The 18,236-nt window shown below is 72.8% G+C and carries 19 protein-coding genes; 11 read left to right on the top strand and 8 right to left on the bottom strand.

Annotated elements, in window-relative coordinates; translation table 11 throughout:
* Positions 1 to 22: 22 nt before the first annotated feature.
* Positions 23 to 2,212 (top strand): hypothetical protein, encoded by a 2,190-nt coding sequence (locus tag AB4030_RS08115; protein ID WP_442278700.1) that lies wholly within the window; start codon positions 23 to 25, stop codon positions 2,210 to 2,212.
* A gap of 47 nt (positions 2,213 to 2,259) precedes the next feature.
* On the opposite strand, the gene AB4030_RS08110 is transcribed toward AB4030_RS08115, so the two are convergent.
* From AB4030_RS08110 to AB4030_RS08095, 4 genes are read right to left on the bottom strand one after another with little or no spacing between them, the layout of a single operon-like run.
* The gene (locus tag AB4030_RS08110; protein ID WP_442278699.1) at positions 2,260 to 2,991 is read right to left on the bottom strand and encodes a glycosyltransferase; all 732 of its coding nucleotides are present in this window, start codon (positions 2,989 to 2,991) and stop codon (positions 2,260 to 2,262) included.
* 14 nt (positions 2,992 to 3,005) lie between these two features.
* On the bottom strand, positions 3,006 to 3,893 hold the full coding sequence (locus tag AB4030_RS08105) for a DUF5926 family protein (protein WP_442278698.1): 888 nt from the start codon (positions 3,891 to 3,893) through the stop codon (positions 3,006 to 3,008).
* A gap of 28 nt (positions 3,894 to 3,921) precedes the next feature.
* A complete protein-coding gene (locus AB4030_RS08100; RefSeq protein WP_442278697.1) occupies positions 3,922 to 5,385 on the bottom strand; it encodes an LLM class flavin-dependent oxidoreductase in 1,464 nt (487 codons plus the stop codon).
* 21 nt (positions 5,386 to 5,406) lie between these two features.
* A complete protein-coding gene (locus tag AB4030_RS08095; protein WP_442278696.1) occupies positions 5,407 to 5,841 on the bottom strand; it encodes an ATP-binding protein in 435 nt (144 codons plus the stop codon).
* 379 nt (positions 5,842 to 6,220) lie between these two features.
* On the opposite strand from AB4030_RS08095, the gene AB4030_RS08090 reads away from it, so the two are divergent.
* Entirely contained in the window at positions 6,221 to 6,925 is a 705-nt protein-coding gene (locus tag AB4030_RS08090; RefSeq protein WP_442278695.1) for a PadR family transcriptional regulator, read from the top strand.
* Positions 6,926 to 6,957: 32 nt separating this feature from the next.
* On the opposite strand, the gene AB4030_RS08085 is transcribed toward AB4030_RS08090, so the two are convergent.
* Positions 6,958 to 7,464: a nitroreductase/quinone reductase family protein gene (locus AB4030_RS08085; RefSeq protein ID WP_442278694.1), complete on the bottom strand. Its 507-nt coding sequence runs from the start codon at positions 7,462 to 7,464 to the stop codon at positions 6,958 to 6,960.
* A gap of 54 nt (positions 7,465 to 7,518) precedes the next feature.
* On the opposite strand from AB4030_RS08085, the gene AB4030_RS08080 reads away from it, so the two are divergent.
* The gene (locus AB4030_RS08080) at positions 7,519 to 9,063 is read left to right on the top strand and encodes a cobyric acid synthase (protein WP_442278693.1); all 1,545 of its coding nucleotides are present in this window, start codon (positions 7,519 to 7,521) and stop codon (positions 9,061 to 9,063) included.
* The gene (cobF, locus tag AB4030_RS08075) at positions 9,060 to 10,403 is read left to right on the top strand and encodes a precorrin-6A synthase (deacetylating) (protein WP_442278692.1); all 1,344 of its coding nucleotides are present in this window, start codon (positions 9,060 to 9,062) and stop codon (positions 10,401 to 10,403) included. Before AB4030_RS08080 ends, cobF begins: the two co-directional genes overlap by 4 nt.
* Before the next feature lie 15 nt (positions 10,404 to 10,418).
* Here the strand turns inward: cobF and AB4030_RS08070 are convergent, their stop codons facing one another.
* A complete protein-coding gene (locus AB4030_RS08070) occupies positions 10,419 to 10,994 on the bottom strand; it encodes a dienelactone hydrolase family protein (RefSeq protein ID WP_442278691.1) in 576 nt (191 codons plus the stop codon).
* Positions 10,995 to 11,055: 61 nt separating this feature from the next.
* Here AB4030_RS08070 and AB4030_RS08065 point away from each other — a divergent pair, with 61 nt between their 5' ends.
* The 7 genes from AB4030_RS08065 to AB4030_RS08035 all read left to right on the top strand — a co-directional run bounded on the left by AB4030_RS08065 (position 11,056) and on the right by AB4030_RS08035 (position 15,944).
* Positions 11,056 to 11,634, top strand: a complete 579-nt coding sequence (locus tag AB4030_RS08065; protein ID WP_442278690.1) for an ArsR/SmtB family transcription factor — start codon at positions 11,056 to 11,058, stop codon at positions 11,632 to 11,634.
* Between the two features lie 87 nt (positions 11,635 to 11,721).
* Entirely contained in the window at positions 11,722 to 12,012 is a 291-nt protein-coding gene (locus tag AB4030_RS08060) for a DUF1905 domain-containing protein (protein WP_442278689.1), read from the top strand.
* Positions 12,013 to 12,243: 231 nt separating this feature from the next.
* Complete coding sequence (locus AB4030_RS08055) at positions 12,244 to 13,026, top strand: ESX secretion-associated protein EspG (RefSeq protein WP_442278688.1); 783 nt, start codon at positions 12,244 to 12,246, stop codon at positions 13,024 to 13,026.
* Positions 13,027 to 13,174: 148 nt separating this feature from the next.
* The gene (locus AB4030_RS08050) at positions 13,175 to 14,236 is read left to right on the top strand and encodes a hypothetical protein (protein ID WP_442278687.1); all 1,062 of its coding nucleotides are present in this window, start codon (positions 13,175 to 13,177) and stop codon (positions 14,234 to 14,236) included.
* A gap of 57 nt (positions 14,237 to 14,293) precedes the next feature.
* On the top strand, positions 14,294 to 14,668 hold the full coding sequence (locus AB4030_RS08045) for a hypothetical protein (protein WP_442278686.1): 375 nt from the start codon (positions 14,294 to 14,296) through the stop codon (positions 14,666 to 14,668).
* Positions 14,665 to 15,159 (top strand): hypothetical protein, encoded by a 495-nt coding sequence (locus AB4030_RS08040; protein WP_442278685.1) that lies wholly within the window; start codon positions 14,665 to 14,667, stop codon positions 15,157 to 15,159. Before AB4030_RS08045 ends, AB4030_RS08040 begins: the two co-directional genes overlap by 4 nt.
* Positions 15,156 to 15,944, top strand: a complete 789-nt coding sequence (locus AB4030_RS08035) for a hypothetical protein (protein ID WP_442278684.1) — start codon at positions 15,156 to 15,158, stop codon at positions 15,942 to 15,944. The genes AB4030_RS08040 and AB4030_RS08035 overlap by 4 nt, the downstream gene beginning before the upstream one ends.
* On the opposite strand, the gene AB4030_RS08030 is transcribed toward AB4030_RS08035, so the two are convergent.
* Complete coding sequence (locus AB4030_RS08030; RefSeq protein ID WP_442278683.1) at positions 15,936 to 16,394, bottom strand: MOSC domain-containing protein; 459 nt, start codon at positions 16,392 to 16,394, stop codon at positions 15,936 to 15,938. The genes AB4030_RS08035 and AB4030_RS08030 overlap by 9 nt on opposite strands.
* A 10-nt stretch (positions 16,395 to 16,404) precedes the next feature.
* Positions 16,405 to 18,189 carry a SulP family inorganic anion transporter gene (locus tag AB4030_RS08025; protein WP_442278682.1) on the bottom strand — a complete coding sequence of 595 codons (1,785 nt, stop codon included), beginning with the start codon at positions 18,187 to 18,189 and terminating at the stop codon, positions 16,405 to 16,407.
* Positions 18,190 to 18,236 lie beyond the last annotated feature (47 nt).

The following is an 18,236-nucleotide window of genomic DNA, read 5'->3' as shown; positions in this document are numbered from 1 at the left end:
CCCGGTTTGTAGTCTGTCCCCCGTGATCCGCCGCCACCCCGTCAAGACGCTCGTCGTCCTGCTCCTGGCACTGGTGGCTGCTCTCACCCTCGCCTATGCCGGGCGCACCACCGTCCCCGTGCCGCCCACGACGCCGCCGCAGCCGGGCCAGTCGCTCGTCGTCGTGGGGCTCGGGGGCCTGTCGTGGGACGACGTCTCGGCCGAGGACACCCCGATCCTCTGGGGACTGCTCCGCGACGGCTCGGCAGCCTCGGTGTCGGTCAAGAGCCTGCGCCTGACGACGTGCCCCACCGACGGCTGGGCCACGGTCTCCGCCGGTGAGGCGGCCGGACCGGACACGACCGAGGCGCGCCCGCAGTGCTCCCCGCTCCCCTCGGTCACGGGCGACGCCGCCTCCGGCTTCAGGATCAGCGGCTTCAGCGCCCTGGCGACCGCGTCCCGCGAGGCGGAGTTCCGGGCCCAGCTGGGCCTGCTCGGCGACAGCTTCGCGGCCCAGAAGACGTGCATCCAGACGGTCGGACCGGGGGCCGCCCTCGCCGCCGCGACCTCCGACGGCAAGGTCGCGAAGTACTCCCCGTTCCAGGCGACCACCCTCGTGTCCGACCTCGCCCAGTGCCCGGTCAGCATCGTGGACGTCGGCGGCATCGACACGACCGACCCCAACCCGACGCGACACCTCGAACGGATCAACGGCCTCGAGCGCCGCATCGAGTTCGTCATGGACGCCATGCCCAGCGGCGCCGACCTCGTGGTGGCGGGGCTCGCCGACCGCGACCAGCAGGAACGGCTGCGGCTGCTCACGGCGAGCGGTCCCCACTACGGACCGGGTCTGCTCGCGTCCGCCTCCACCCGACTCACCGGCGTCGCCCAGCTGTCCGACATCACGGCCACGATCCTCCAGCGTGGAGGCGTCGAGGCGAAGTCCGAGATCGGCGGCCGGGCCCTGAGCGTCGTCCCCTCGGCGAACAACAGCGAGTCGACCGCCGCCAGCAAGCTCACGGCGCTCACCGACATCGACACCAAGGCCGACGCGATGCACCGCATCGTCGCGCCCTTCCTCATCCTCTGGCTCGCCGGCACCGTCGTCGCCATGTTCGTCCTGTGGCTGGTCGTCCGACGGGCCCGACCGTGGAACCGACGGTTCACGCGGGCGCGTGTGCTGCGCCTGGCGCGGCTCGTGGGGCTCGTCTCGGCGGCGATGCCCGCCGCCACCTTCCTGGCGAACCTCGTGCCGTGGTGGCGGGCGTCGACGAACACCGTCGCGCTCGTCGCGATGCTCCTCGTCCTCGTGCTCGTCGTCAGCGCCCTGCTCGCCCTCGCCTGCCTGAAGGGCCCGTGGAGCAGCTCGGCTCTCGGTCCGCTGGCGGCGATGTCGGCCATCACCGCGGGGGTCATCGGCATCGACCTGCTCACGGGGTCGCGCCTGCAGATCTCCTCGATCTTCGGGCTCCAACCGCTCGTCGGCGGTCGCTTCTACGGCATGGGCAACGTCGCCTTCGCGTTGTATGCCGCCGCCGTCCTGCTCCTGTGCGCCGCCCTCGCGCACGCGCTCGTCCGCCGGAACGCGCCGCGCCTCGCCGTGTTCGCCGTCGTCGTCGTGGGCGGCGTGGCGCTCGCCGTCGACGTGCTCCCGGCGTGGGGGGCCGACTTCGGCGGCCCCATCGCGCTGGTGCCCGCGCTCGGCTTCCTGCTCATGGGCGTCGTGGGGTGGCGCACCTCGGTGCGCAACGTCTCCATCGTCCTGCTCGTCGCCGGCCTCGTCGTCGGACTCGTGTGCTACCTCGACTGGCGCCGGCCCGAGGCGGAGCGCTCGCACCCGGGGCGCTTCCTCCAGACGGTCATCGACGGCGGCGCCTGGGACGTCATCTCCCGCAAGCTGTGGGCCAACGTCTCCCTCTCGGTGCACCTGCCGGTCCTGCTCGTCCTCGTCGTCGCGCTCATGGTCGTCGGGGTCATCATCGTGCTGCGGCCCGGCACCTTCGGCACGGAGCCGCTGCGGCGCCTGCTCGAGGAGGCCCCGATCATGCGCCGCGGCCTGCTCTCGGTCATCGTCATGGCCGTCATCGGCTTCCTCACCAACGACTCCGGCGCGGCGATCCCGCCGGTGGCCGCGATCTTCACCGTGCCGCTCGTCGTCTCGGCGGTCATGCACTTCCTGTCCATCGAGGCACGCAACGCGCCGGTGCGCCGACGTCGCGACCGCCACCTCTGACCCGTTCCGGGGCCATGGAGCCGGTCAAGGCCGCCCTCGCGGCCCGTTCAGCCCGGGCCGAGGCGACGGCGCAGCCGGCGGACGCCGAGGGCCAGGGCGACGTCGCGATACTGCGCGGCGCGGTGCACCTGGGCGCGCCAGTCGGCGCCGGTGACCCGGTGCTGCAGGTCGCACGGCACCTCGAGGACGGTCAGGCCGGCATCGAGCACGTCGACGGTCATGCCCACCTCGACGCCCCAGCCGCGGGCGAAGGGCGTCGCCGCAGCGATCGCGGCCGGCGAGAGGCAGCGCATCCCCGAGAGGGGCTGCTTCGCGGACCAGCCGGTCAGCTCCTCGATGCCGCGCCGGGCGAGGCCGACGACCAGTCCGTGCCCGCCGGCGCTGCCCTGCTGCGCAGGCAAGGTCGCGATGGTGAGGTCGGCCTCGCCGCGGGCGACGGGTCCCACGAGCGCGCCGACGGCCTGGGCTGATGCCTCGAGGTCGGCGTCGACAAAGAGCACCGCTGTGCTGTCGTCGAGCCGCCCGACGCGGCGCAGCCCGGTGACGCGACCGAGGCCGCTCATCATGGCGTCTGCCTTGCCGTGGTTGCGCGGGAGGCGGACCACCTCGGCACCCGCGCGGGCGGCGATGGCGGCGGTGCCGTCGGTCGAGCCGTCGTCGACGACCACGACGACACGGACGCCGGGGATCGTTCGCACCCCGCAGATCGTGGCGGCGATCCGCGCCGACTCGTCCTTGGCCGGGATGACGACGGCGACGGACAGGGGCGGGGTCGTCATCGTCACCCGTCCTCTCAGCGCAGGGTGACCTGGCGGTTGGTCAGCCCGGCCCTGGCACCGCGCTCGGCGGCCGTGAGCGGCTCGGTGGCAGCGGCGGCGGCGTCGATCTTCGTCCTCATGGCCGCGACGGGAGCCTCGAAGTCGGCGGCCTCGGAGCCGGGGTCGACCTCCCACACCGGGATGAGCAGGCCGCTCGAGCGGAAGCAGCCGAGCAGACGGCCGTTCTCGCCGAGGTGGCTCTCACCGGCCGCGTGCAGGCGAGCCAGGGCGCCCGTGGCCGCATCCTCGTCGAACGGCAGCACCCAGCGGACGTAGGTGCGTTCGCCGATGCGGCACCAGAAGGCCGACGGCGCGGCCTCGAGCTTCACGGTCGGGATGGCCGACTCGTTGGCGCGCTCGAGGGACTCCTTGCCGTCGGCGTCGAGGTCGGCGTCCGCGACCCAGAAGTCGAAGCCCTCGTGCAGCTGCATCTCGAAGGGCGCGTCGGTGTCGAGGACGTCCTGCAGGCGTGGGGTGTCCGCCATCGAGACCGGCAGCGTCGCGACGGGCGAACCGGCCTCGGCGACGGCTGCGAGCGCGATGGCCTGCGCGATGTCACGGCTCGTGTCGCCACTGCCGTTGCCGGACTGGATGCCGACGACGACCTCGCCGCTCTCGCGGTGCAGGCCCGGCCAGGCGAGCGGGAGCACGGTCGCGATCGTCACCTCGTCGGGAGCGCCCTCGGGCGCCTTGCCCTTGGCGAAACGCACGGTCGCGGTCGCGGCCGGGACGATCTCGCGCATCGCCACCCAGTCGGTCTCGTTGGGCAGGCCCTCGAAGGGACGGGCCACGAACGGGGCCGGAAGCGGACGTGCGGAACGGTCAGCGCGCTCGCCGCGCGGTCGACGTGATGCCTTACCCATGCGCGCCACCCTAGTGGCCGGGCCGTGGTCAGCCGAACGCGGTCGCGAGCGGCGCGAGTGCCAGCACGTCGTCCGGTACGTCGAGCCCCACCGGGGCGATGAACGCCGTCGTGACACCCCGCTCGGCGAGGCCGGCGAGGCGGACGGCATGCTCGGTCGCGGTGCCCGCGTGGTGCCGGGCCGCGAACGTCGCTGCCGGGGCCCGGCCGCGGTGGCGCTCGACGCGTGACCAGACGTCGTCACGGTCCCGACCGACGAGAGGCAGGTCCAGCACCGTCGCGTGGACCGTCGACGGGTCGCGGCCGCCCTCTCGCACCATGGCGAGGTAGCGCTCGACCTTGGCGAGCCCCACCTCGTCGGACGGCACGTTGCAGCCGTCCCCGAGACGAGCCGCGATGCGCAGCGTGCGGTCACCCCCACCGCCGACGATCAGGGGGAGGTCACCGACCGGCCGGGGGTACGACGTCGTCTCGGGGAGCGAGACCCGCTGTCCGGCATACGGCTTGGTGCCGGGCGCCCAGAGGGCCCTCATGGTCTCGATCGACTGCTCCAGCGCGTCGAGGCGCGCTCTCGCAGAGGGAAACCCGAGGGCGTATGCCGCGTGCTCGCGTTCCCACCAGCCCGCACCGACCCCGACGAACGCTCTCCCGCCCGTCAGGGCCGACAGCGTCGCCGCGGCCTTGGCCGTGATGCCGGGGGCCCGGAAGGTCACCGGCGTCACGAGCGTCCCGAGCTGGAGCCGCGTCGACGAGGCGGCCAGGGCGCCGAGCGTCACCCACGGCTCGGGGATCGGGTCCCAGGCGCGCCCGACCTGCGGGATCTGGATGAGGTGGTCCATGAGCGCGATGCCGGCGAGCCCGGCCTCCTCGGCGGCAGCCGCCATGTCGCGCAGCCATGCGAGGAGGTCTCCGTCGGCCGGGAAGCGTGACAGCTGGAGCACGACCCCGTGCAGGCCGGATCGGATGAGAGGGTCCGCGAACTCCGGGCGGCGTGCCGTGCCGCCAGGCTCGGGTGGGTCCGGCGTGGGTTCATCGGGTGTCACCCGGACGACCTGCCACCCCTCCGCCTCGAGCAGGTCCGCGGTGGCGGCGACCGAGGCGAGCTGGCTCGTGAGGACGCGGGCCGGGACCGGGCGCTCACGAGCGGCGTTGCGCGAACGGCATACGGCCGCAGGCGTTTCGAGGACGACGGCGACGGCCGGAAGACCGGCGGTCCGGGCTGCGGCCAGCCAGCGGCGGCGCCTGACCACGTCGGTGCCGAGCGTGTCGACGACGGTGGTCAGCCCGCGCCCGACGCGGGCCGAGACGACCTGCTCGAGAAGGGCGAACGCGTCGACCGTGGCGTCGAGGTCGTGCTCACCGCTGCCGACGACCCCGCGCAGCAGGTCCGAGGAGACGACCTCGGCAGGGCGGTAGCGGGACGACGCCCAGGTCGACTTGCCCGAGCCCGACGCACCGACCAGCACGACGAGGGCCGGGTCGGGCAGCAGCACGGCGGCGGGTCTCCGCGCCAGTCAGTGCGAGCGGCGTCGGGAGGGGCCGCCGAGCGAGGCCCACACCGTGCGCCCGTGGGGCTCCTCGATGACACCCCACTCGTGGGCCAGGGACCGGACGATGCGCAGGCCGCGACCGCCGGGCGCCCAGGTCGTGGGCGGCGCAGGACGAGGGACGGTCGGGCCGCCGCCGTCGGACACCTCGACCTCGACGACGTTGTTCTTGACCTTCCAGTGGATGCGGATCGCACCGTCGGACAGCGGCCTGGCGTGGCGGATGGCGTTGGCGACGAGCTCACTGACGACGATCTCGGCCTCGTCGATCACCTGCGGCACCACCTCGCGGGCCACGAGGTCCTCGACGAGCTCCTTGCGGATGCGCGGGGCCGCGGACGGCGCCCACTGGATGCGGACCGTGCGCTTGTCGCCCAGCGGCGCCGCTGGGACGTTGCTCATCGTGGATCTCCTCGCGATCGTCTCGGCTCGTCCGACACCGCCACCGGCTGTGCCCGCCGAACCGTCCCCCTGTGTGCTCGCCACGTCACGTCCTCCTCACGAGCGCGCCGCGTACCGCGGTCGACGAACCGTAACCAAACCTGTGCCGTACCTCAATGGAGTGTGACTTTTTTCCGTGGCACGTGTCCGGCGATTCCGTCAGATCGGGTCATCTAGTGCATTGCCTAGAAGTGCCGATACGACGTCATCGCCGTCAGCCCAAGCGGCATGTCATTCGCTCCTTACCCGATCGAGAACCCCTTGCACATGAGACAGTCGCGATATATCGTCGACCTATCGCGACTGTTCGTGAGTCGCGTTCGGACAAAGGAGAACCACCATGCACGGACACCGACACACCAGACGAGAATCCGGCTGGGACGGCGGCTGGGGAGGTGGCTGGGGAGGTCAGGGCAGCGGCCCCGGCTTCGGACCCGGCCGCGGCCCGTGGGGCGGTCCCGGAGGACCCGGCGGCCGTGGCCGCCCCGGCCCTCCCCCGTGGGTCGCCGACCTCGTCCGCCACTTCGGCGGCCCCGGCGTCGGCCCGGAGTTCGGCGGTCGCCGCGGACCCCGCGCGCGTCGCGGGGACGTCCGCGCCGCCATCCTCGACGTCCTGGCCGGCGACGAGATGAACGGCTACCAGCTGATCCAGCAGATCTCGGAGCGCACGGGCGGGGCCTGGAAGCCCAGCCCGGGGTCGGTCTACCCGACCGTCCAGCAGCTCGAGGACGAGGGCCTCGTCGAGGGCCGCGACGTCGAGGGCCGGCGACTGCTGCGCCTCACCGACGCGGGCCGCGCCTACGTCGAGGAGAACGCCGACGAGATGGCCGCGACCTGGCGGCCCTTCGAGGAGCAGCCCGACGAGGAGGCGCCCCGACCCACCGGCGGTGCAGGCGACCTCATGCCTCTCGTCGGCCAGGTCATGGGCGGCATGTGGCAGGTCGTCACGACCGGCACCTCGCAGCAGCGGGCCGAGGCCGCGGAGATCCTCACGGAGACCCGGCGCAAGCTCTACCGCCTGCTCGCCGACGGCGACCCCGAGTGAGCTGACCCTTCGGCCGCCGCACCCCGAGCGCGTCAGTCGCGCTCGGGGTGCAGCACGAAGAAGCCGAGGTCGCGGCCCCCGGCGCGCTCCTCGTAGGCCGTGTAGCCGCGGTAGAACTCCAGCGCCGCCTCGCGCACGCGCTCCCGGTCGGGGCCCTGCACCTGCTCGGCCCGCACCCGGTGGACCACACCGTCGACCTCGAGGGAGGCCTGCGGGTGGGCGCGGAGGTTGAAGTACCACGCCGGTGGCCGCTCGGAGCCGTAGTGCGAGGCGATGACGCCCCACCCGTCCTCGAGCGGGGCGAGCATGAGCGGCACGGTGCGCGGCTGCCCCGACCGGGCGCCGGTCGTCGTCAGCATCCCGACCGGGACGGCGGCGAGCCACTGGCTCGGCAGGGTGCGGCCGGGGGCGAGGCGGTGCCCGAGCCCGTCGAGCCGGTGGAGCACGCGCTTGGACACCCAGGCCCCGGGGCGCGACGCCACGAGCCCGCGCAGCGATCGCTGGACCGGGTTGGCCTCGTCGACACGGCGCAGCTGCATGCCTGCAGCGTAGGACCGACCCGGCTGCGGCGGGCCGTCCGGCAGGATGGTCAGGTGCTCTCGTCCGCGCCCTCCGACCGCTCCGGCCCGTCCGGCCTCCTCGTCGCCGGCACGTCGTCCGATGCCGGGAAGTCCGTCGTCGTCGCGGGTCTGTGCCGGGCTCTCGCTCGGCGCGGGGTGGAGGTCGCGCCCTTCAAGGCGCAGAACATGTCGAACAACTCGATGGTCTGCCTCGACGGCGGCGAGATCGGCCGGGCGCAGTACCTCCAGGCGCAGGCGGCCCGCCTCGAGCCCACGACGGCGATGAACCCCGTGCTGCTCAAGCCGGGCACCGACCGCCGGGCGTTCGTCGTCGTGCGCGGCGAGCCCGCGGGCACCCTCGAGGCTGGGCAGTATGCCGCCGGGCGCGCCCACCTGGCCGAGGCCGCCTTCGCCGCCTACCGCGAGCTCGCCGACTCCTACGAGCTCGTCGTGTGTGAGGGCGCGGGCTCGCCGGCGGAGATCAACCTCCGCGCGGGTGACTACGTCAACATGGGCCTGGCCCGCGAGTTCGACCTGCCGGTCGTGGTCGTCGGCGACATCGACCGCGGCGGCATCCTCGCCTCGCTCTACGGCACGTGGGCACTGCTCGACGAGGACGACCGCGCGTTGCTGAAGTCCTTTGTCATCAACAAGTTCCGGGGCGACGCATCGGTGCTCGAACCGGGGCTGGAGGCGATCACGGAGCGCACCGGGGTGCCGTTCCACGGCGTCATCCCGTGGCTGCTCGACGTGTGGCTCGACAGCGAGGACACCCTCGAGGTCGCCCACTGGCGCGCCTCCACCGCCTCGTCCACGTCGTCGCGCGAGCGGCTCAAGGTGGCCGTCATCCGGCTACCGCGCATCTCGAACGCGACCGACGTCGATGCGCTGGCCATCGAGCCGGGCATCGACGTCCTCGTGACCATCGATCCGGCTGTCGCCGAGTCCGCCGACCTGCTCGTCCTGCCCGGATCACGTTCGACTGCAAGCGATCTCGAATGGTTGCGCGTGCGCGGCCTCGCCGAGGTCGTCGCTCGCCGGGTGGCGACCGGTCGGCCGGTCCTCGGCATCTGCGGGGGCTACCAGATGCTCGCTCACGAGATCGAGGACGATGTCGAGGGACGCGTGGGCGTCGTGCCGGGCTTGGGCCACCTTCCGGTGCGTGTCGAGTTCCACGGGAGCAAGGTGCTCGCACGTCCGGTCGGCTCATGGTCGGGACACCTCGTCGACAGCGCCTACGAGATCCACCACGGGATCGCCCGACGCATCGCGCCTGCCACTGGTGACGACGCGGATTCGCTTGCGGTGCAACCTTTCCTCGACGGCTGGAACGTCGGCTCCGTCTGGGGGACGATGTGGCACGGAGCCTTCGAGAGTGACGACTTCCGCCGGGCGTGGCTGGCCGAGGTTGCACGTGCGGCCGGGTCCCGGTGGCAGCCCGAGTCGGGCGCCCCCGGCTTCGCGGAGCGGCGCGAGCGGATGCTCGACACCCTCGCTGACGCCCTCGAGGAGCACGTCGACGTCGATGCACTCCTCTCCCTGACGCGCGTCCTCGAGCTGAGGGGTGGGGGGAGATGATCGAGCGGATCCGCGTCATCGGGGTCGGTCCCGGTGATCCCGGTCAGGTGACCGGCGATGCCGTCCGGGCCCTCGCCACGGTCGACGTCTTCCTCGTCCCCGATCCGGGTGACGAGCCCTCCGACCTCGCCGCCGCACGGCAGGCGGTGTGCGACGCCCTCATCCCTGCAGACCGTGCGTACCGCGTCGTGGAGGTCCGCGACCCGCGAGGAGAGCCGGACGCCGAACGCGACGACCCGGCATACGACCGCGGGATCGTGGACACCTACGCCCACGTCATCGACGGACTGGCCGCCGGTGAGACGACGGTCGGCTTCCTCGCGTGGGGTGACCCGGCGTGGGACGAGGCCACGATCCGGGTCGTCGACGCGCTCGTCGAGCGGTATGCCGAGAGCGGTGTCGCCCTCGACCATGACGTCATCGCCGGGATCAGCGCACCGCAGCTGCTCGCCGCGCGCCACCGCATCCCGCTGGGCCGCGCTGACGTGCCTCTCCACATCACGACCGGGCGTCGCCTCGGCGACGAGTACGACCCGTCCCTCGGCGACGTCGTCGTTCCGTTCGACGGCCGCCTCGCGTGCACCGAGCTCGCCGGCGCCTTCCCCGACCTCGAGCTCTACTGGGGCGCCTACCTCGGCACGCCCGACGAGCTGCTCGTGCACGGGAGGCTTGGCGACGTCATCGACGAGGTGGGCCGTGTGCGTGCTGCCGCACGTGAACGCCACGGGTGGGTCACGGACTGCTACCTGCTGCGTCGGCCGCAGGGTGCTTCGCCAGCCCCCACGCCGCAGGCCTTCCCGGAGACGGGCGCGTTGACGGACGGCGTGCTCACGCTGCGTCCCGTCACCGCCGGCGACTGGAAGGTCGTGCGCGACGAGCACAACGACGAGGAGTCGCTGCGCTGGGACTTCGAGGGGCGGCGACTGACCGACGACGACGCCCGCCGCCAAGCAGCACGCGCCGCTCTGGAATGGCGTCGAGGCCGCGCGGCTCGCTTCGTCATGGTCGACGTCGACTCCGGCGAGGGTGCCGGCGTCATCGGCGTCCTGCGCATGGGACCACCAGGGACCGGCCTCGTCGGCTACGGCGTGCTCCCGGCCTTCCGTGGACGCGGGTTCACCACGCGCGCGCTGCGGCTCGTCTCGAGCTGGGCGTTCGAGGAGGCGGGGCTCGCGCGACTCGAGCTCGGGCACAAGGTCGGCAACGTCGCATCCGGCAAGGCAGCCGCCAGGGCCGGCTTCCGGATGGAGGGGCAGCTCAGCGCTCGACTGCCCAACCCCGACGGCACCCGGTCGGACGAGGTCTACTACTCCCTGGTCCCCGGCGGCCCGCCCGGCTGACGACCGGTGCCGGCGTCAGACCCTCGCGAGGAAGTCGAGCACGCGCCGTTGCACGAGCGCGGCCGCCTCCGGGTCGTAGGCCGTCGCGCTGGCGTCGGCGAAGAGATGGCCGCAGCCGGGGTAGGTGAAGAGCTCGCCGTCCCCGGCAGCCGCCACGACGGCCCGGGCCGCGTCGACGTCGCCCTCGTCCATGAAGAACTCGTCGGCCTCGCCGCCGTGGATCTGCACCGGGACCCCTTCCGGCCAGCCGGGGGCGAACTCACCCAACGGGATCGCCGAGTCGAGCAGGATGGCGCCGCCGGCTCCGGCACGGGTTTGCGCGAGGCACTGGGCGGCCATGACGCCGAGGGAGAAGCCGGCATACACCGCGCCCTCGGGCAGCCCCTCGGCCGCTGCGACGCCCTGCTCGAGCAGGGTGCCGAAGCCGATCGACCGCGCGTTGGCCATGCCCTCGTCGAGCGTGGCGAAGCTCTGGCCGGCGTAGAGGTCCGGCGCGTGGACCGTGTGCCCGGCCGTCCGCAGGGCGTCGGCAAAGGCGAGGAAGCCCGGGGTCTGTCCCTGGGCGTGGTGGAGGAGGAGGACGTCGGCCATGCTTGCTCCTGTGCTCGAAGGTTCCCGTGCTGTTGATCCAACAATCTAGACTGATCCAACAATGTCGATCAATAGCCAGCAGCTCCCCGACTACGAGCTCCCCGACGCGGTGGAGCTGACGACACCTGCCCAGCTGCGAGCCATCGCCGACCCCCTCCGGTCGTCGATCCTCGACCTCGTGCTCGAACGGGCCGCGACCGTCGCCGAGCTGGCCACTGCCGTCGGCCGGCCCAAGAGCACCGTGGCCCACCACGTCGCCGTGCTCGTCGACGCCGGCATGCTCCGCGTCGTCCGAACTCGCAGGGTCCGGGCCATCGACGAGCGCTACTACGGACGCACCGGCCGCACCATCACGATCGGCATCGCGCGACGACCCGGCGACGAGACGACCCCCGTATGCGTCAACGCGCTGTCCGTCGCCGCCGCCGAGTCCGTGCCAGCCCACGAGGACGACACGCTCTACTCGACGCTGCGCCACGCGCGGATCCCACGCGAGAGCGCCTCGGAGTTCTGGCGCCGGGTCGAGGGCCTCGTGCGTGAGTTCACCGCGCTCCCCCGCTCGGGCGACACGGTCTACGGCCTGGCCGTCGGTCTCTACCCCACGGACCAGCCGGTCCTGCCCGAACGCGACGACGCCTGACAGCGCGAGAGATCGGAGCGCCAGGTCACGACGGAGACGACGGCGCCCTTCGACCCCTTCCGCGGCGCCGGCTGCCATATTGACGTCATGGAGCTGGAGTTCAGCGGTGAGGTCTGGGAGTGGCGAGGACCCGCGCCCTACTACTTCGTCACCGTGCCCGATGACGAGGCGCAGGCCCTGCACGACGTCGCCCACGTCAGCTACGGCTGGGGCATGATCCCGGTCACCGCCCGTATCGGCGGCACGAGGTGGGCGACCTCGCTCTGGCCGAAGGACGGCAGCTACGTCGTGCCGCTCAAGCTCGCCGTCCGTCGTGCGGAGGACGTCCAGGAGGGGGACACGGTCTCGGTGGGCCTCGACGTCCGCGCCGAGCCGTGACCTCTGGCGTCTGACCGTCGGCCACACCGACCGCGCCGACTCGGACTCGACTCGCCCTCAACCCGACTCGCCCTCAACCCGACTCGCCCTCAACCCGACTCGCCCTCAACCCGACTCGACTCGACGCAAAACGCCGCCACGATTCGTGGCCGTGCCCCATGATGGGCACCGAGCCCAGCACGGGGGTGGGCTCGTCAAGGGGATTTCCCGGGGGGGACGGGTTCAGACGGCATGCAGACGAACAGCTGGACCATGGCTGCGGGTCGACCGCAGACACCGCACTTCGACGCGTCCACCGGCCGCCTCCACGCCGACGTCGCAACCGTGCTCGCCCTCGTCGACCTCCATGTCGACGAGCGGAACGGGCTCAGCGCCGGTCAGCGCGAATCTCTCGCGCGCGCAGGTGTTTTCGTCGACGGGCGCCTCCACCCGGCCCTGCGTGAGCGTCTCGACGCCGTGGCTCGTCCGTCCGCACGGCTGGAGGTCGAGGTGGCCACCCCGAGCTCGACCCGGCTGCACCAGGGCTGGGTCCACCGCGTCAGTGCGCTCGTCGTCGACCACGGTGACGAGGTGGCGGACCTGCTCGAGATCGAGGCGGCGTTCCTACCCGCCACCATCGCGCACCTCACCCACCTGCAGCCACGCCCCCGGCTCGACGGCCGGGGCGGGCCGGTGGACGGTGGCGCCTGTGACGCTCTCTTGAGCCCGAGCGGGTCGCGGCGAAACGACGCCGCCGCAGAGCTGGCCGCCGCCGCGGCACCCTGGCCGGCCGTCGCGGCGTGTCTCCGGACCGGGTCGTGGCGCTCGTGCGGCCTGGACGTGGCACACCGCCACAGTGGCAGCACGTCGACCCAGCGGGTCGTCTGGCTCGACACCCCGGCAGGGGCGCTCCGCGTCGAGGACGACGCTGCCGGGCCGGTGCTCTCCGGCACCACCACGGGCAGCATCTGGCAGGAGGTCGTCGCGGCGCTGCGCGCCGACCCGGTCCACACTCGGGAGCAGACCTCCGCATGACGTGATGGGGAGCGCTCCCCATCGCGGGTGCCCGCACCCGCACCTAGGCTCTGCACCGCCGACGACACGTCACACTGTCACCGACACCGTCGTCCGGCCGACAGACCAGAGGAGCCGAGGGTCCGCGCCAGGACCGACAGGGGGAGCGATGGCCATCTATCGCAAGGGCGCCGACCCGGATGCACTCGACCGCTCCGCCGAGCTGCTCGTGAACTACGCGCGTGAGGCCGCCGCCTCACGACAGGCCGTCAGCGGCGTGCTCGGTGCGCTCAAGGGCAACTGGGGTGGCGAGAACCTCCAGTCGCTGATCTCCCAGTGGCCCGCGATCGAGGCCCAGATGGACAGGTTCGGCGCGGACCTGGGCCGCCTTGGTGACCGGCTCTCCCGCAACGCCGAGGCCCAGCGCGGCACCAGCGGCAACGGGGCCTCGATCACCTCGGCGGCGTTCGTCACCGCTGGTCTGCCCGGTGGTGGCGGACCTGCTGGCGGCGGACCCGCTGGCGGCCCCGGCGGGGACTCCTTCTGGGAGAAGCTGCTCACGCAGTCCAACCTCGCGCCCGACGACTCGGCGTCGTTCCTCGCCTGGCCCGGGCTCGTCACTGCGAACACGATGTTCGGCACGAGCGTGCTCGCCTCCTACCTGCAGCGCAACCACTTCGGGCGCTGGCAGCCCCGCGGCTACATGGCCAACGGGCGCTACGGCTACCTCCCGCGTCCCACCGGCCGCTGGGCCTCCGCCTGGTCGATGAACCAGGCGCGCAACTGGCAGGCCAACCCGTATCGCGCGGCCACCGTCGCCAAGTGGGGCACGGCCTCGAAGTGGGCCGGACGGGCCGGCACCGTGACCTCGTTCGCGACCTCGGCGTTCGGGCAGTGGAAAAAGGACTCCGCCGACCCGACGATGGGCACGACCGAACGGGTCACGCGTTCGGCCACGGCCGGCGCCGTCACGGCCGCCGGCTCCTGGGCGGGGGCCTGGGCCGGAGCCCAGGGCGGCGCCCTCGTCGGCGCGGCCGTCGGAGGTCCCGTCGGCGCCGTCATCGGTGGAGCCATCGGCGGCTTCGTCGGCGGCGGTCTCGGCGGCGTCGTCGGCGGCTGGGTGAGCGACCAGGTGGTGGGTCCAGTGGGAGATGCCGCCGAGTGGGCGGGCCACACGATCAGCGACGGGTTCGAGTCCGCCGGCCACTTCATCGGCGGGCTGTTCGACTGATGCCCACCCGCCCGTGCCGTCCAGTCCTGGTCCCTGGCCGTGGGTAGAGTCGTGGCCGTGTCCGCCCTCCTCGTCGTCGTCGCCGTAGCCATGCTCGGGTTCGTCGTCTGGTCGCGCCTGGGCCGGACGGAGGGGGCGCGCTGGTGGGTGGGTGACCGCCTCCAGGAGTCCGCAGTGCTCTTCTGGCTCCCCGGACTGGCCCTCGTCCTCGCTGCCACGGCGGGACTCCGCGGTTACGGCAACGGCGCCCACCCCGGCGCCCTCGCCTTCGTCCCGCTCCTGCTCGTCGGCCTCGTCGTGAGCCTCTGGGGTGGCCTCTTCCTGCCCGTGCCGCGCTGGTACGTGCCGCACTGGTCGCAGCAGGCCCGGGCGCCCCGCCTGCAGGTCCGCGTCATCGGCGAGTCACGCCGCGACCGAGGGCGTCGTCGATGAGCCTGCCCGCCACGGGCGACCCTCGTCGCGAGGTCGTCGCCGACGGAGCCGTCTCGCTGCTCGTCCCCGATGCGTGGGAGACCGTCCACCACCCGCACGACGGCGTCGAGCTCGTCGCCGTCGAGCCGGAGCAGGAGGGCCTGTTCCGCGCCAACCTCGTGCTCACCGTCACCGACGTCGCGATGTCGTTGCGCGACTGGCAGATCGGCACGGAGTCCTACCTCGCCGCCCACCTCGACGACTACGTCCCGCTCGATGCCGAGCGTCTCGCGGTCGGCGGCCAGCCCGGCCTGCGCCGTCTCGCGACGTATGCCACCGAGGACAACCGCTCGGTCACCGTGGAGCAGCGCTCCACGGTCGTCGACGGCGTGGGCGTGACCCTGACCGCCACCACGAGCACGCTGGCCTGGGCGGCGCAGGCAGAACTGCTCGCCCACGTCTTCTCGAGCCTCGTCGTGGCACCCGCGGGAGCACGGGGAGGGACCGCGTGACCATCCAGTTCGACCCCACCGTCGGTCGGGTGCGGCTCGACCCGCGCGCCTTCGACGCCCTCGTCGACCTCGAGGCAAGCGCCGACCGGTCCACCGGGGCTGACCGATCCGCCGCGGCCGACCTGTCTGCCGCGGGAGTCCTCGTCGACGGCCGCCCGCACCAGGTCCTGGCCCCCGGTCTGGCAGCGGTCACCCGTCCGCTGGCGCGGCTCGAGGCGGTCGTGTCCTCACGTCAGGGCCTGCTCGTCCACCAGGGCTGGATGTCGGTCCTCTCCGCCGTCCTCGCCGACGTCGGTGACGGCACCTACGACTTCGCCGGCGTGGCAACGGAATTCGTGCCCACCACCATCGCACGGCTGGTCCGGCTCCGTCCGCGCCCACGGCTGGACCCGGGCACGGTGACCGTGACCCCTGAGCTGCTGGACGCGCTCATCGACCCGGAAGACCACCGACGAGCCCGCGCGGCCGACGACCTCGCCTCGGTCCTCACCCCGCGATGGGGCGAGCCGGCAGAGCTCGTCCGGGCCGGTGCATGGTGCTTCTGGACGGCAGAGGTCTCATGGGCTCCTCCCGGCCGGCCCGTTCGGTCCGACGCCGACCTCGTGAGCCGCCGCGTCTGCGTGCTCGACACCGCGGCGGGCATGCTGGCGCTCGAGAGCGCGGCCGACACCAGCACCGATGACCGCCTGACGCTGGTGCCCACCACCCCGACCGACATCTGGTTCCTGCTGTCGGGCATCCTGCCGTCGGACGCCGAGCTCGGCGTCCCGTCGCCGTCAGTCTGACGGGGAGAGATCGACCTCGTCACCGACGCTGATCGTGCCGGACGACAGCAGCCGGAACACCGTCCCGGCCCGCGCATGCAGCGCCCGGGCGGCACCCGGCCCGAGGGTGTCGTCGAGGAGCCGGCACGGGGCAGCGATGCGCACGACCTCGAGCTCGACGCCGCCGATCGTGACGCGGGCGCCGGGCTTCGTCGGGATCGTGCCGCCGGAGATGGTGAGGTTGCGCCGGGTCAGCCCCGGATCGACCGGTCGACCGAGGTCAGTGGCGCCCGCCTCGAGGTCGGGCAACGACTGGATCGTCACGTGTCGGTGCCTGCTCCCGTGGTAGCGGTCCCCGACGAGCCCGGCACCGGCCTCGGCCTCGACGCTCGGCACCGAGCGCATCGGCAGCCGACGACCCTTGGCGACATGGATCGCGACGACTGTCGGCGTCAGCTGGTCGGAGTGCATGCCGGTCAGGCTAGGCCTCCGGCTCGGGCTGCCCCGGCACGGGAGGGATGCGCAGCCCCGGGGGACCGAAGCCGTGGGCGCGCTCGTACCACGCGGCATACGCGGCGACGGCCGTCGGAAGGGTCGGGAAGATGAGGTCGGCCCCCACCTTCTCGACGAACCCCCCGGCCTCGAGCGACTCGCGCAGGTCCTGCTTGACGCGGGCCATCGCGAAGACGATGCCGCGACGGTCGAGCGTGTCGCGCAGCAGCTCGAGCGCGTCGACGGCGGTGAGGTCCACCTCCGTGTTCGCCTCCGCGTTGAGCAGGAACCACTCGACGCGCTCGGGCGCCGACGCCCGGTCGACGACCGCGATCGCGCGCTTGGTGAAGTCGTCGGAGTTGGCGAAGAAGAGCGGCGAGTCGTAGCGGTAGACGATGAGGCCGGGCACCTGCTGGGCATTGGGGTGGTCGTCGATGTCGTGCATGCCGGCGACGTCCGGCACGTAGCCGAGGACCCCGTCGTGCGGGTGGACGATGCGCCGCAACAAGTCGAGCACGGACAGCGCGATGGCCGCCCCGATGCCGGGGAGCACACCGAAGAGCAGCACCGCGGCCGTCGTCGCGAGCGCCAGGACGAGCTCGCTGCGCCGGAAGGCCGCGATCCGCCGCAGCTCCGCGACGTCGACGAGCCGGATCGCGGCGAAGACGACGACGGCGCCGAGGGCCGCCGTCGGGAAGGCTGCGATGACGGGGCCCAGCCAGAGCAGCGTCGCGACGACGAGGACGAGGGAGACGAGCGAGTGCAGCTGGGTTCGGGCGCCCATCGTGTCGGCGATCACGGTGCGGCTGCCGCTCGAGCTGATCGGGAAGCCCTGGAAGAGGCCGGTCGCGACGTTGGCAGTGCCGAGCGCGAGGAACTCCTGGTCGCTGTCGATGGACTCGCGGCGCCGGGCGGCGAAGGCACGGCCGGTCAGGACGTTGTCGGAGTAGCCGACGACGGCGATGCCGAGCGCCGCCGGCAGAAGAGCCCACAGGTCCACGTCGCCGACGTCGGGCAGCGTCAGGGCCGGCAGACCCTCCGGCACCGGACCGACGACGTGGACGCCGGCCCGGTCGACGAGGTCGAAGACCGCGACGACGACCGTGGCGCCCAGCATCGCGATGAGGGGACCGGGCCAGGTCGGCGCGAAGAGCTGGAAGGCGAAGAGGACGGCGAGGACGCTGAGCGACAGGAAGAGCGTCGGCAGGTGCGTGTCGCCGAGATGCGTCAGGACGTACTTGACCTCCTGGACAAACGACTCGCCCTCCACGGTGATGCCGAAGACCTTGCCGATCTGGCTGACGACCATGAGCGCCGCGATGCCCGCCATGTAGCCGACGAGGACGGGCTTCGAGAGCAGGTCGGAGAGGAAGCCGAGCCGCAGGACGAACCCGGCGAGACAGATGACCCCGACCACGATCGCGAGCAGCGCGACCGCCTCCTGGCGCAGAGCCATACCCCCCGCGGCCGTGACGAGCGCCCCGATCCCGGCGGCCGTCATGAGCGCCGTCGTCGACTCGGGGCCGACCGAGAGCTGGCGCGAGGAGCCGAGCAGCGCGTAGACGAGCAGACCCGGACCGGCAGCCCACAGGCCGGTGACGGCGGGCAGCCCGGCCACCTCGGCGTACGCGAGGACCTGGGGCACGAGGTAGGCGGCGACCGTGATGCCGCCGAGCACGTCACCGCGCAGCCACACCCGGTCGTACCGGCGCAGCACCGCGACCCCGGGGAGCCGCCGCTCCCACCGTGCCGGCTGCTGCGGACCCGCGGTCACGCGACGAACGTACGCGACGGCGTATGCCGTGAGGTGGGTTTCGCGAA

Source organism: Terrabacter sp. 2YAF2 (genome assembly GCF_052114705.1).
Classification (GTDB): domain Bacteria; phylum Actinomycetota; class Actinomycetes; order Actinomycetales; family Dermatophilaceae; genus Terrabacter.
This window is presented reverse-complemented; position numbering and strand designations above follow the sequence as displayed.

Coding starts and splice junctions, on each gene's coding strand:
- AB4030_RS08110 (WP_442278699.1), bottom strand. CDS start 2,991: ATGACGACCCCGCCCCTGTCCGTCGCCGTCGTCATCCCGGCCAAGGAC.
- AB4030_RS08105 (WP_442278698.1), bottom strand. CDS start 3,893: ATGGGTAAGGCATCACGTCGACCGCGCGGCGAGCGCGCTGACCGTTCC.
- AB4030_RS08095 (WP_442278696.1), bottom strand. CDS start 5,841: ATGAGCAACGTCCCAGCGGCGCCGCTGGGCGACAAGCGCACGGTCCGC.
- AB4030_RS08090 (WP_442278695.1), top strand. CDS start 6,221: ATGCACGGACACCGACACACCAGACGAGAATCCGGCTGGGACGGCGGC.
- AB4030_RS08085 (WP_442278694.1), bottom strand. CDS start 7,464: ATGCAGCTGCGCCGTGTCGACGAGGCCAACCCGGTCCAGCGATCGCTG.
- cobF (WP_442278692.1), top strand. CDS start 9,060: ATGATCGAGCGGATCCGCGTCATCGGGGTCGGTCCCGGTGATCCCGGT.
- AB4030_RS08070 (WP_442278691.1), bottom strand. CDS start 10,994: ATGGCCGACGTCCTCCTCCTCCACCACGCCCAGGGACAGACCCCGGGC.
- AB4030_RS08065 (WP_442278690.1), top strand. CDS start 11,056: ATGTCGATCAATAGCCAGCAGCTCCCCGACTACGAGCTCCCCGACGCG.
- AB4030_RS08060 (WP_442278689.1), top strand. CDS start 11,722: ATGGAGCTGGAGTTCAGCGGTGAGGTCTGGGAGTGGCGAGGACCCGCG.
- AB4030_RS08055 (WP_442278688.1), top strand. CDS start 12,244: ATGCAGACGAACAGCTGGACCATGGCTGCGGGTCGACCGCAGACACCG.
- AB4030_RS08050 (WP_442278687.1), top strand. CDS start 13,175: ATGGCCATCTATCGCAAGGGCGCCGACCCGGATGCACTCGACCGCTCC.
- AB4030_RS08040 (WP_442278685.1), top strand. CDS start 14,665: ATGAGCCTGCCCGCCACGGGCGACCCTCGTCGCGAGGTCGTCGCCGAC.
- AB4030_RS08030 (WP_442278683.1), bottom strand. CDS start 16,394: ATGCACTCCGACCAGCTGACGCCGACAGTCGTCGCGATCCATGTCGCC.